Raw genomic sequence first — 12,323 nt, 5'->3', positions numbered from 1 at the left:
AGCAGACAAAAAAAGGCCCGCATCACTGCGGGCCTTTTTTATTTAGCCGGGTAGAGCAGGGGACTTAACCCGCCACCAACACCCGAATCGCTTCCAGTCGCAACGCAGCCTTTTCAAGCATGGCCAACCCTTGCTCGCGCTGTTTGCGCAGGGCAATCAGTTCGCTGTCGCGCACGGTCGGGTTCACGGCTTGCAACGCGGTCAGGCGCGCCAGTTCTTCATCGGTATCCGCCGCCAGGCGACGCTGCGCCTCGGCCACACGCTCGGCGTGACGCGGCAGAATCTTCTCTTCGCCAGCATTGATCCGTGGCGTCAGCTGATCGCGCTGGGCCTGGATGAATTTGTTGGCGCTGGCACGCGGTACGCTTTCCAGCTGATCGTTCAAGGTCTCGAACGACACACGGGCCGACAGGTCGTTGCCGTTGGCATCGAGCAGGCAGCGCAGCGCGGCCGGCGGCAGGTAACGGCCCAGTTGCAGCGAGCGCGGGGCAACCACTTCGCTGACGTAGAGCAGTTCCAGCAACACGGTGCCAGGCTTGAGCGCCTTGTTCTTGATCAGCGCGACGGCGGTATTGCCCATCGAGCCGGACAGGACCAGGTCCATGCCGCCCTGCACCATCGGGTGTTCCCAGGTGATGAACTGCATGTCTTCGCGAGACAGCGCCTGGTTGCGGTCGTAAGTGATGGTCACGCCTTCGTCGTCGCCCAGCGGGAAGCTGGCGTCGAGCATTTTTTCGCTCGGCTTGAGGATCAGGGCGTTTTCCGAATGGTCTTCGCTGTCGATGCCGAAGGCGTCGAACAGGGTTTCCATGTAGATCGGCAGGGTGAACTGATCGTCCTGCTCAAGAATGTCTTCGACCAGCGCATCGCCTTCGCCCGCGCCGCCGGAGTTGAGCTCCAGCAAGCGGTCACGGCCGGTGTGCAAGTCGGCTTCCAGACGCTCACGCTCGGTGCGGGCTTCGTCGATCAGCGCTTGCCACTCGCCGTCGTCGGCCTCTTCCAGCAGCGGCAGTAGGCGCGGGCCGAACTGATGCTGCAAGGCGTTGCCGGTCGGGCACGTATTGAGGAATGCGTTCAGCGCTTCGTGGTACCACTGGAACAGACGCTCTTGCGGGCTGGTTTCCAGGTACGGCACGTGCAGCTCGATGATGTGCTTCTGGCCGATCCGGTCCAGACGCCCGATACGCTGCTCCAGCAGGTCCGGGTGTGCCGGCAGATCGAACAGCACCAGGTGGTGCGAGAACTGGAAGTTGCGACCTTCACTGCCGATTTCCGAGCAAATCAGCACTTGTGCACCGAACTCTTCGTCGGCGAAGTAGGCGGCGGCGCGGTCACGCTCGAGAATGTTCATGCCTTCGTGGAACACCGTGGCCGGGATGCCGGAACGCACGCGCAGGGCGTCTTCCAGGTCCATGGCGGTTTCGGCGTGGGCGCAGATCACCAGCACTTTGGTGCGCTTGAGCATCTTCAGGGTGTCGATCAGCCACTCGACGCGCGGGTCGAATTTCCACCAGCGTTCTTCTTCGTTGGCGTCTGGCTGGGCCTGGAAGCTGACTTCCGGGTACAGCTCGGCGTGATCGCCCAGCGGCAGTTCGAGGTATTCATCCGGGCACGGCAGCGGGTACGGGTGCAGTTTACGCTCCGGGAAACCCTGCACGGCGGCGCGGGTGTTTCGGAACAGCACGCGGCCGGTGCCATGGCGATCCAGCAGTTCACGCACGAGGCGCGCGCTGGCTTCGGTGTCGCCATCGTTCACGGCGGTCAGCAGGGCTTCGCCTTCGTTGCCGAGGAAACCGTGAATGGTCTTGTGCGCTTCAGGCGACAGGCGCCCTTTGTCCAGCAGCTCCTGAACGGCTTCGGCCACCGGGCGATAGTTTTCGCTCTCGGCGCGGAAGGCGGCCAGGTCATGGAAACGGTTCGGGTCGAGCAGGCGCAGACGGGCGAAGTGGCTGTCCTGGCCCAGTTGTTCCGGGGTCGCGGTCAGCAGCAGCACGCCGGGAATGGTCTCGGCGAGTTGTTCGACCAAGGTGTATTCCGCGCTGGCCTTGTCTTCATGCCACACCAGGTGGTGGGCTTCGTCGACGACCATCAGGTCCCAACCGGCGGCAAACAGCGCGTCCTGGGCCTTTTCGTCTTCGACCAGCCACTCCAGTGCAACCAGTGCGAGCTGGGTGTCTTCGAAGGGGTTGGTGGCATCGCTTTCGATGAAGCGTTCTTCGTCGAACAATGCGACTTGCAGGTTGAAGCGGCGGCGCATCTCGACCAGCCACTGGTGCTGCAGGTTCTCGGGAACCAGGATCAGCACACGGTTGGCGCGGCCCGAGAGCAGTTGGCGATGGATTACCAGACCGGCTTCGATGGTTTTACCCAGGCCTACTTCGTCCGCCAGCAGAACGCGCGGCGCAATGCGGTCGGCGACTTCGCGGGCGATGTGCAACTGGTGCGCGATCGGTTGTGCGCGCACGCCACCGAGGCCCCACAGCGCGGACTGCAATTGGCGGCTGGTATGTTCCAGGGTGTTGTAACGCAGGGAAAACCAGGCCAGCGGGTCGATCTGCCCGGCGAACAGACGGTCGCTGGCCAGACGGAACTGAATGAAGTTCGACAGCTGGGTTTCTGGCAGCGTGACGCTTTCGTTCTGCGCGTTGAGACCGTGGTAGACCAGCAGGCCATCGACGTCGTCGACTTCCTGGACCGTCAGCTTCCAGCCTTCGAAGTGAGTGATCGAGTCACCGGGCGAAAACCGCACGCGGGTGAGGGGCGCATTCCGTAGCGCGTACTGGCGAGTCTCGCCAGTGGCCGGGTAGAGCACGGTCAACAAGCGGCCGTCCTGTGCCAGAACGGTGCCTAAACCCAGCTCGGCTTCGCTGTCACTGATCCAGCGTTGCCCCGGTTGATACTGCTGCGCCATGCTGCCTGACTCCCACCTTGAAAAAGCGGGCTATCTTAACGGAAGGAGGCCCTCAGGGCCAAAGGACTCTCATAAAAACTCGCAGTCTTACGTTAGCCCAATGAAGTCGTGCTTGCCGGTCAGGGCACTGATGAGTGCCAAACGGGTCACAGTTTGCGACCGATGGCTCAAGTCGCCATCCCCGCAGCCGACAGCCTGCTGACAGGAGACTAAAAATTATGCTGCTACCGATGCTCCCCTTGAGTGCCGTGCCAATCACCTCACAGCACGACCCGATCCGTCAGCGCCCGGATATTCCGCCAGTGGTGCCGGTGCAGGAAAGCTCGAACGAAAGCACGATCGACCTGCAGCAGCGCGATCCCGAGGAAGCGGCTTTTCAACTGCGCGAGGAACAACGCCGCAAGCTGGAGCGCGAGCGTCGCCGCCGCGAGGCCGATGAAGACCCCGAGGAGCACCTGGCCATTCCCGGTGACGAACTGAATGCCGACAACACCGTGCCGGTGGCCCCGTTGATGGAGGATCAGCCGCGTCAGGGCTTGTGGGTCGATATTCAGATTTGAGTTGTGGCGGGTCAGACCGCATTATTGCGATATACCCGTCAAACGATGCACTGAGCACCATGAGCCAAGACGATAAGCTGATTGATCTCAACTCTGAACGCGCCAAGCGGGTTCACGACCTTAATGAAAAACGTCTGAATGAAGTTCGACAGGCGTTTGAGCAGGCAATGCCTTTGGGCAAAGCCAAGAAAAAACCGAAGAACAAACCGAAAAAGCGTTGAAACCCCCTGCATCTGTTGATGCAGGTCAGTTATTACCCCGCCTTTACGCCCGGTCTCGGGCGACATTGATCCAGGTCAATTTTTTCTTCTGCCTGTTTGGTTAACTTAGCCCTATCGCAACAGGGCAAGCCCAGGAGGCCAGTCATGTTTTTCGACAACGTGGTGATCGCCGGAGTGCTGACTGTCAGCCTCATGGTCATGTTTTTCGCAGGGTTTGGATTTTTTATCTGGAAGGATTCGCACAAGCGTAAACCGTAGTTCTTTCCGGATGTAATGAGCACGCAAGGCATTTTGGGCAACTTCGGTTGCCCTTTTTTTTGCCTGCAATTTAGACCTGGCAATACAAAACCCTTGTAGGAGTGATCTCCCCCTGAATTAGAAATTGCGCCCACAAAAAGCCCGACTCAATGGTCGGGCTTTTTCATTGCTCGGCGATGTATCAGCTACCCAGTGCCTTCGACGCCAGCCAGAACAGGCCGGCCGACAGGCCCACCGTCGCAGGCAGGGTCAGGACCCAGGCCAGCAGGATGGTTTTCACCGTGCCACCTTGCAGGCCGCTTTTGTTCGCGACCATGGTGCCGGCCACGCCCGAGGACAGCACGTGGGTGGTGGAGACCGGCAGGCTGAAGATGTTCGCCAGGCCGATCATGCACGCGGTGGTGATCTGCGCCGACATGCCTTGGGCGTAGGTCATGCCTTGCTTGCCGATCTTCTCGCCGATGGTCAGTACCACGCGTTTCCAGCCCACCATGGTGCCCAGGCCCAGTGCCAGGGCCACCGCCAGAATCACCCAGAACGGCGCGTATTCGGTGGTGGTGGTCAGGTCTTTGCGCAGTTTGTCCAGGTCGGCCTTTTCACGGGCATTGAGGCCAGGCAACTTGCCGACTTTCTTCGCCGTGTCATCCAGGCAGAGCAGGTAGCGACGCACTTCGATGCGGCTGTCCGACGACAACGAGTGGTAGTCCGACACACCTTTAAGGGTGCCGAGCAGGGCGGTAATGGTCGGTTCGGTCTGTTGCGGGTTGCAACGGAATTTCTCCGGCAGATCACCTTCTATGCTTTTGCCCAGCGCCAGGTATTCACCCAGGGTGTCGGCATTGCGCTTATAGAACTGGCTCAGGTGCAGGGTCGCATCGCGGGTCCGTTCGATCTGGTACGTCGTGCTGCCCAGGTCGAGTACGAACTGCGCCGGCACGATACCGATCAGCACGAGCATGATCAGGCCGATACCTTTCTGACCATCGTTGGAGCCGTGCACGAAGCTCACGGCCATGGCCGAGATCACCAGGACCAGACGGTTCCAGAACGGTGGGTGCTTCTTGTCATCGAGCTTGCGGCGCTGGTCCGGTGTCTTGTGCATCTTCGACAGTGGACGCCACCATTTAAGGCCGATCAACACCAGTGCCGCGACGAGGAAGCCGGCCATTGGCGAGAACACCAGGGAGGCACCGATGTCGATCGCCTTCTGCCAGTTCACGCCATCGGCCAACGGAATATCGTTGATCAACGCGTTGGCCAGGCCGACACCGAGGATCGAACCGATCAGGGTGTGGGAGCTGGAGGCCGGGATACCGAAGTACCAGGTGCCCAGGTTCCAGGTGATGGCGGCAGCAAGCAGCGAGAACACCATGGCCAGTCCGTGACCGGTGTTCACATTGATCAGCAGTTCTACCGGCAGCAGGTGGACGATGGCATACGCCACGCCAACACCGCCCAGCAGCACGCCGAGGAAGTTGAACACCCCGGAAAAGAACACCGCCAGATGGGGCGGCATGGCTTTGGTGTAGATAACAGTGGCCACCGCGTTTGCGGTGTCATGAAAGCCGTTGATGAACTCGAAGGCGAGGACAAAGGCCAGGGCGAGCAAGAGGCTCACAAGCACCCAAGCATCCAGTCCGCTGAATAAATCGATCATGAAGGTTTTCTGACCCGGTCGTAAGGGGGCGCGATTATGCCAGAAAAGACTGCTAATCAATGCACTTGCTGCTCATCGGTAACATTCTTCAACGAAATAATTGGCGAGGGACGCCAATCTCCCAGCGTTTTACCGGGTTTTACAAGCTATTGAATTAAAAGGAGAAATCAACAGGAACAAGGGTTTCGCTCGTGGAGTCGAGAGGCTTGAACGCTTGTGTGAAATATCTGAGAAGAGGGTCAGAAACGAGCCATTTGCCTCATCCGAGGGGTGAGGAGGCCGCTGCCCGCTTGTAGCGGGCACGAAAGGCTTGATCGATGCCACCCGCTTTTAGCGGGAGCAGACGCAGACCCCTGAAAGAATTCGGGCCGAGTCGGTCAAGGCTCTTCGGCTTTGAGTTCCTTTTCCATCTTCTGCAGTTCTTGGGTGAACGCCTGGTCCTGAACGGTGGCGCGTTTACGCCAGGGTTTACGTTCCGGTTCGGGCTGGGCGGCGTAGGTGGTGACTTCCCCGCCGTAAACTTCCTTGTAACGTTGTTCCTGGCGCTCAAGTTCCGCGCGCAGTTCGTCTTTCGTCACAGTGCTACCTGTATGAGTTGGGATAATTTCCGGTGAAACGCGCTGCATCGAGTCGATTGACCACGCTCATAAAAGGGTAATGCCCGGGAAGGCAACCTTTTGACGGCATGTGAACAATACTTCCATGTTGCAGGCGGCCACGACACCAGAGAAAAACAGCTGACGTAGCATCAGGTTCCTGTTTCAGCGAGCGCATTGGCGGAGCATATGAAATGAGCGTCAGGCGCTTGCTGCGGGCAACGACAATGGGACATCGCGCTGCCGGGTGACAGAGTCGGTGGATAAAAAACCGCTTCGCCACTGGATTGCATTATAGCGGTCGATTCGAAGAACACTATCACCGAGGCGTTAAAAGTAGTTCGTCATGTGTGATTGTTTTGTTACTGACAAGTGTTAACGGCAACTAGGAGGCCGATGATGTCATTGTGCAGCGATGTCTTTCTGGCGCCATTAAGGCGAACAACTTAAACCGCTTACATCGACCTTTAAGAAGTGGACCAGACAAAAAATAAAACGGGCAGTTAATGACGTGAGTCGCATCAGGCCTTGCGTGGCATCGATTGCGATTATCGGCCTGCCGTCCGATAATCGCCCAATCTTGGCGGTCCCGGACTTGTGTGCAGAAGCAGGGGCCGCGTGTAATAGCCGCTGATCCGCCTCGGAAAGGACCTGTCATGAATGATCAAATGCGCAACTCTTTCACTTCAGTGGCGCCGCCGATCGTCGCCTCACCCGCGAAGCGAATCCAGGCCCTGACCGGCGACCCTGATTTCATGACGTCCCTGGCGCGTGGCCTGGCGGTGGTGCAAGCGTTTCAAGAGCGCAAGCGCCACCTGACCATTGCCCAGATCAGTCACCGCACGGAAATTCCCCGCGCCGCCGTGCGCCGTTGCCTGCACACCCTGATCAAACTTGGTTACGCCACCACCGACGGTCGTACCTATTCGCTGCTGCCCAAGGTGTTGACCCTGGGTCATGCTTATTTGTCTTCGACGCCACTGGCGGTATCAGCCCAGCCGTACCTGGACCGCATGAGCGAGCAACTGCACGAAGCCTGCAACATGGCCACGCTGGAAGGCGATGACATTTTGTACATCGCGCGCTCGGCGACCACACAGCGGCTGATTTCGGTCGACCTTTCAGTCGGCGGTCGCCTTCCGGCCTATTGCACGTCAATGGGCCGGATTCTGCTCGCCGCACTGGACGATACCTCGCTGCGCGAATATCTCGATCACGCAGAGTTGCAAGCCAAGACCAGCCGTACCCTGCATACACCCGAGGCGTTGCTCGAATGCCTGCAAGAGGTGCGGCAACAAGGTTGGTGCATCGTCGATCAGGAGCTGGAACAGGGGCTGCGTTCGATTGCTGTGCCGGTGTATGACGCATCCGGTCAGGTGGTGGCCGCCTTGAACGTCAGCACCCACGCTGGCCGTGTCAGTCGCAACGAACTGGAACAACGCTTCCTGCCCGGACTGCTCAGCGCCAGTCGCGACCTCAGCGCACAGCTCTTCGCCTAAGCCTCTTCTATCTAAGCTGTTCGATAAACGCACAGACTCGCGTTTATCGAATTGACGCTCTTTCCCTTGGATCATTACTGTCGCGGCAGCGCCAGCTCAGGCTGGCACCTGTCCGACTGCGTTCTTGCGTGGAATAAAAATAATGAACCAGCCCCAGTCTGCTGTAGGTCACTGCCTCGATGTGCAGTCCTTCATCAATGCTCAACCCATTTCGCGCTATCAGTGGCGAGTGGTGATCCTGTGTTTCCTGATTGTTTTCCTTGATGGCCTCGACACCGCGGCCATGGGCTTTATCGCGCCTGCGTTGTCGCAGGATTGGGGGATTGACCGCGCCAGTCTCGGCCCTGTGATGAGTGCCGCGTTGATCGGCATGGTCTTCGGCGCGCTGGGTTCCGGCCCGTTGGCTGACCGCTTCGGGCGCAAAGTCGTGCTGGTAGGGGCGGTGTTGTTGTTTGGCGCGTTCAGCCTGGCGTCGGCCTACAGCACCAATGTCGATCAATTGCTGGTGCTGCGTTTCCTCACCGGCCTGGGTCTTGGTGCCGGCATGCCGAACGCCACCACCCTGCTGTCGGAATACACCCCGGAGCGCAAGAAGTCCCTGCTGGTGACCAGCATGTTCTGCGGCTTCAACCTCGGCATGGCCGGTGGCGGGTTTATCTCGGCCAAGCTGATCCCGGCGTTTGGTTGGCACAGTTTGCTGCTGATCGGCGGGATTCTGCCGCTGATCCTCTCGGTCGTCCTGCTGTTGTGGCTGCCGGAGTCGGCGCGCTACCTCGTGGTCCGTAACCGTGGCACCGACAAAGTGCGCAAGACCCTGGCGCCCATCGACCCGACCATCGTCGCCCAGGCTTCAAGCTTCAGCGTGCCGGAACAGAAAACCGTGAAGGCGCGCAACGTGTTCGCGGTGATCTTCTCCGGCACCTACAGCACCGGCACCTTGCTGCTGTGGCTGACCTATTTCATGGGCCTGGTGATCGTGTACCTGCTGACCAGTTGGCTGCCGACACTGATGCGTGACAGCGGCGCGAGCATGGAGCAGGCCGCGTTCATTGGCGCCCTGTTCCAGTTTGGCGGGGTGCTGAGCGCGGTGGGCGTGGGCTGGGCGATGGACCGGTTCAATCCGCACAAGGTCATCGGCATTTTCTACCTGCTGGCCGGGGTGTTTGCCTACGCGGTAGGCCAGAGCCTGGGCAACATCACGCTGTTGGCGACGTTAGTGCTGGTGGCGGGCATGTGCGTCAACGGTGCGCAATCGGCGATGCCTTCCCTGGCGGCGCGGTTTTATCCGACACAAGGGCGGGCGACCGGGGTGTCATGGATGCTCGGGATTGGCCGGTTTGGCGCGATTCTCGGGGCTTGGATGGGCGCGACGTTGCTCGGGCTGGGCTGGAATTTTGAGCAAGTGCTGACGGCGCTGGTGATTCCGGCAGCGTTGGCGACTACGGCGGTGGTGATCAAGGGCATGGTCAGTCATGCGGATGCGACTTGATCGCCTGATCTGGAATCTTCAGCGGCTCTGATGGCCTCTTCGCGAGCGGGCTCACTCCTGCAGGTGACCGCGTTCCCCCTGTGGGAGTGAGCTTGGTCGCGATGCTTTTGATCTTCGATAGGCAGACAACAATCTGTTCGATAAACGAACGCTTAGTCGATTATCGGATTGTTTGGTGTTTTGCACAGGCTTAACCTTCAGTCATTCCGGCGCTGCGCATCGCGCCTTTTTCTTCCACTGTCGGTTGATCACAAAACGGGAGCCTGCCCCATGGCTGAAATCCTTTCGCTGCACGACGCGGTGAAGCAATTCGTAAACGACGGCGATACGGTCGCGCTCGAAGGCTTCACCCATCTGATCCCTACGGCGGCGGGTCATGAAATCATTCGTCAGGGCAAGAAAGACCTGACGCTGGTGCGCATGACCCCGGACTTGATTTACGACCAGTTGATCGGCGCCGGTTGTGCTCGCAAATTGATTTTCTCCTGGGGCGGCAACCCGGGTGTGGGTTCGCTGCACCGTCTGCGTGATGCCGTCGAAAAGCAGTGGCCGCATCCACTGGAGATCGAAGAGCACAGCCACGCCGACCTGGCCAATGCCTACGTCGCCGGCGCATCCGGCCTACCGTTCGCGGTGCTGCGGGCCTACGCCGGCTCCGACCTGCCGAAGGTCAATCCACTGATCAAGACCGTGACCTGCCCATTCACCGGTGAAGTGTTGGCGGCCGTGCCGTCGGTGCGTCCGGACATCACCGTGATTCACGCGCAGAAGGCTGACCGCAAAGGCAACGTGCTGCTGTGGGGCATTCTTGGTGTGCAGAAAGAAGCCGCACTGGCCGCCAAGCGTTGCATTGTCACCGTCGAAGAAATCGTCGACGACCTCAATGCCCCGATGAACGCCTGCGTCCTGCCAACCTGGGCCTTGAGCGCGGTTTGCCTCGTCCCTGGCGGCGCACATCCGTCCTACGCCCACGGTTACAACGAGCGCGACAACCGCTTCTACCAGGCCTGGGACCCGATTGCCCGCGACCGTGAAACCTTCACCGCGTGGATCAACGAATACATCCACGGCTGCGCTGACTTCAGCGAGTTCCAGGCCAAGCTGGCCGCTGCTTCGGAGGCCAAGTAATGACTTACACCACCAATGAAATGATGACCGTCGCCGCCGCGCGCCGTTTGAAGAACGGTTCGGTGTGCTTCGTCGGCATCGGCCTGCCGTCGAAAGCGGCCAACCTGGCGCGCCTGACGTCGTCGCCGGATGTGGTCCTGATCTACGAATCGGGTCCGATCGGTGCCAAGCCGAGCGTATTGCCGCTGTCGATTGGTGACGGTGAGCTGGCGGAAACCGCCGACACCGTGGTCCCGACCGGTGAGATTTTTCGCTATTGGTTGCAGGGCGGGCGCATCGACGTCGGTTTCCTCGGCGCTGCGCAGGTCGACCGTTTCGGCAACATCAACACCACCGTGGTCGGCGATTACCATGCGCCGAAGGTTCGCCTGCCGGGTGCCGGTGGCGCGCCGGAGATCGCCGGTTCGGCTAAAAGTGTGCTGATCATCCTCAAGCAGTCGGCGCGTTCCTTCGTCGATAAACTGGACTTCATTACCTCGGTCGGCCATGGCGAGGGCGGTGATTCACGCAAGCGTCTCGGTCTGCCGGGCGCTGGTCCGGTCGGCATCATTACCGACCTGTGTGTCATGGAACCGGAAGCCGGCACCCATGAATTTGTGGTCACCGCGCTGCACCCCGGCGTGACCCGTGAGCAAGTGGTCGCCGCCACCGGTTGGCCGATTCGTTTTGCCGACACGGTTGAAAACACCGCTGAGCCCACCGACGTCGAACTGACGGCGCTGCGTGATCTTGAAGCCCGCACCGCCGCCGCCCACGGCCAAGCACCCGGAGAAGCCTGATGCGTGACGTTTATATCTGCGACGCCATTCGCACCCCTATCGGCCGTTTTGGCGGCGGTCTGTCGACCGTTCGCGCTGATGATCTGGCCGCTGTGCCGATCAAGGCGCTGATGGAACGCAACCCGTCGGTGGACTGGACGGCGGTGGACGAGGTGTTCCTCGGCTGCGCCAACCAGGCCGGCGAAGACAACCGGAACGTCGCCCGCATGGCATTGCTGCTGGCCGGGCTGCCGGAAAGCATTCCCGGCGTCACGCTCAATCGCCTGTGCGCATCGGGCATGGACGCCATCGGCACGGCGTTCCGCGCCATCGCCAGCGGTGAAATGGAACTGGCGATTGCCGGCGGCGTCGAGTCGATGTCCCGCGCACCGTTCGTGATGGGCAAGGCCGACGCGGCGTTCTCGCGCAACATGAAGCTGGAAGACACCACCATCGGCTGGCGTTTCATCAACCCGTTGATGAAAGCGCAATACGGTGTGGATGCGATGCCGCAGACCGCCGACAACGTGGCCGACGATTACGAAGTGTCCCGCGAGGATCAGGACGCTTTCGCGCTACGCAGCCAGCAGCGCACAGCCGCCGCGCAGGCCGCAGGATTTTTTGCTGAAGAAATCGTCGAAGTGCGGATTGCGCACAAGAAGGGTGAAACGGTCGTGACGCAGGACGAGCATCCTCGTGGCGATACCACACTAGAGATGTTGGCCAAACTCAAACCGATCAATGGCCCCGACAAAACCGTCACTGCAGGCAACGCTTCGGGCGTCAACGACGGTGCAGCAGCGCTGATTCTGGCCTCGGCCGAAGCCGTGAAAAAACACGGCCTCACCGCCCGCGCCAAAGTGCTGGGCATGGCGAGTGCCGGTGTCGCCCCACGGGTGATGGGCATTGGCCCGGTCCCGGCGGTGCGCAAACTGACCGAGCGTCTGGGCGTGGCGGTCAGCGATTTCGATGTCATCGAACTCAACGAGGCCTTCGCCAGCCAAGGCTTGGCGGTGCTGCGTGAACTGGGCATTGCCGACGACGCGGCCCAGGTCAACCCGAACGGTGGCGCCATTGCTTTGGGCCATCCGCTGGGCATGAGCGGTGCGCGCCTGGTCCTGACCGCGTTGCATCAGCTGGAAAAAACCGGTGGCAAGAAAGGCCTGGCGACCATGTGTGTCGGTGTCGGCCAAGGTCTGGCCCTGGCGATCGAACGCGTCTGACACGTCGCGTCGACAAATAAGAA

General features: G+C 60.3%; 11 protein-coding genes. 8 read left to right on the top strand and 3 right to left on the bottom strand.

Features of this window, described 5'->3' with window-relative positions:
- Positions 1-64: 64 nt before the first annotated feature.
- Positions 65-2,911: an RNA polymerase-associated protein RapA gene (rapA, locus tag SB725_RS05775; protein ID WP_027925621.1), complete on the bottom strand. Its 2,847-nt coding sequence runs from the start codon at positions 2,909-2,911 to the stop codon at positions 65-67.
- Positions 2,912-3,129: 218 nt separating this feature from the next.
- Between rapA and SB725_RS05770 the strand changes: the two genes are divergently transcribed.
- The 3 genes from SB725_RS05770 (at position 3,130) to ccoM (ending at position 3,950) form a co-directional block, all read left to right on the top strand.
- Positions 3,130-3,471, top strand: coding sequence for a hypothetical protein (locus tag SB725_RS05770; protein WP_027925620.1), 342 nt, complete (start codon positions 3,130-3,132; stop codon positions 3,469-3,471).
- A gap of 59 nt (positions 3,472-3,530) precedes the next feature.
- Positions 3,531-3,692, top strand: a complete 162-nt coding sequence (locus tag SB725_RS05765; RefSeq protein ID WP_007935839.1) for a hypothetical protein — start codon at positions 3,531-3,533, stop codon at positions 3,690-3,692.
- Between the two features lie 144 nt (positions 3,693-3,836).
- Positions 3,837-3,950, top strand: coding sequence for a cytochrome c oxidase subunit CcoM (gene ccoM, locus SB725_RS05760; RefSeq protein ID WP_027925619.1), 114 nt, complete (start codon positions 3,837-3,839; stop codon positions 3,948-3,950).
- 181 nt (positions 3,951-4,131) lie between these two features.
- Here ccoM and SB725_RS05755 read toward each other — a convergent pair whose 3' ends face one another.
- Positions 4,132-5,607 carry an inorganic phosphate transporter gene (locus tag SB725_RS05755; protein ID WP_027925618.1) on the bottom strand — a complete coding sequence of 492 codons (1,476 nt, stop codon included), beginning with the start codon at positions 5,605-5,607 and terminating at the stop codon, positions 4,132-4,134.
- Between the two features lie 377 nt (positions 5,608-5,984).
- Entirely contained in the window at positions 5,985-6,185 is a 201-nt protein-coding gene (locus tag SB725_RS05750) for a hypothetical protein (RefSeq protein ID WP_007935837.1), read from the bottom strand.
- Positions 6,186-6,859: 674 nt separating this feature from the next.
- Here SB725_RS05750 and pcaR point away from each other — a divergent pair.
- The 5 genes from pcaR to pcaF all read left to right on the top strand — a co-directional run bounded on the left by pcaR (position 6,860) and on the right by pcaF (position 12,300).
- The gene (gene pcaR, locus SB725_RS05745) at positions 6,860-7,702 is read left to right on the top strand and encodes a pca regulon transcriptional regulator PcaR (RefSeq protein WP_027925617.1); all 843 of its coding nucleotides are present in this window, start codon (positions 6,860-6,862) and stop codon (positions 7,700-7,702) included.
- Positions 7,703-7,844: 142 nt separating this feature from the next.
- Positions 7,845-9,191 carry an MFS transporter gene (locus SB725_RS05740; protein ID WP_027925616.1) on the top strand — a complete coding sequence of 449 codons (1,347 nt, stop codon included), beginning with the start codon at positions 7,845-7,847 and terminating at the stop codon, positions 9,189-9,191.
- A 270-nt stretch (positions 9,192-9,461) separates the two neighbouring features.
- On the top strand, positions 9,462-10,319 hold the full coding sequence (locus SB725_RS05735) for a CoA transferase subunit A (RefSeq protein WP_059181506.1): 858 nt from the start codon (positions 9,462-9,464) through the stop codon (positions 10,317-10,319).
- A complete protein-coding gene (locus tag SB725_RS05730; protein WP_027925614.1) occupies positions 10,319-11,098 on the top strand; it encodes a CoA-transferase subunit beta in 780 nt (259 codons plus the stop codon). Before SB725_RS05735 ends, SB725_RS05730 begins: the two co-directional genes overlap by 1 nt.
- The gene (gene pcaF, locus SB725_RS05725) at positions 11,095-12,300 is read left to right on the top strand and encodes a 3-oxoadipyl-CoA thiolase (RefSeq protein WP_172825950.1); all 1,206 of its coding nucleotides are present in this window, start codon (positions 11,095-11,097) and stop codon (positions 12,298-12,300) included. Before SB725_RS05730 ends, pcaF begins: the two co-directional genes overlap by 4 nt.
- The last annotated feature ends 23 nt before the right edge of the window (positions 12,301-12,323 follow it).

The sequence above is a fragment of the Pseudomonas sp. SIMBA_041 genome, from assembly GCF_046535095.1.
Taxonomy (GTDB): domain Bacteria; phylum Pseudomonadota; class Gammaproteobacteria; order Pseudomonadales; family Pseudomonadaceae; genus Aquipseudomonas; species Aquipseudomonas mucoides.
The sequence above is the reverse complement of the archived record's forward strand: the minus strand, read 5'-3'. Positions and strand labels throughout refer to the sequence as shown.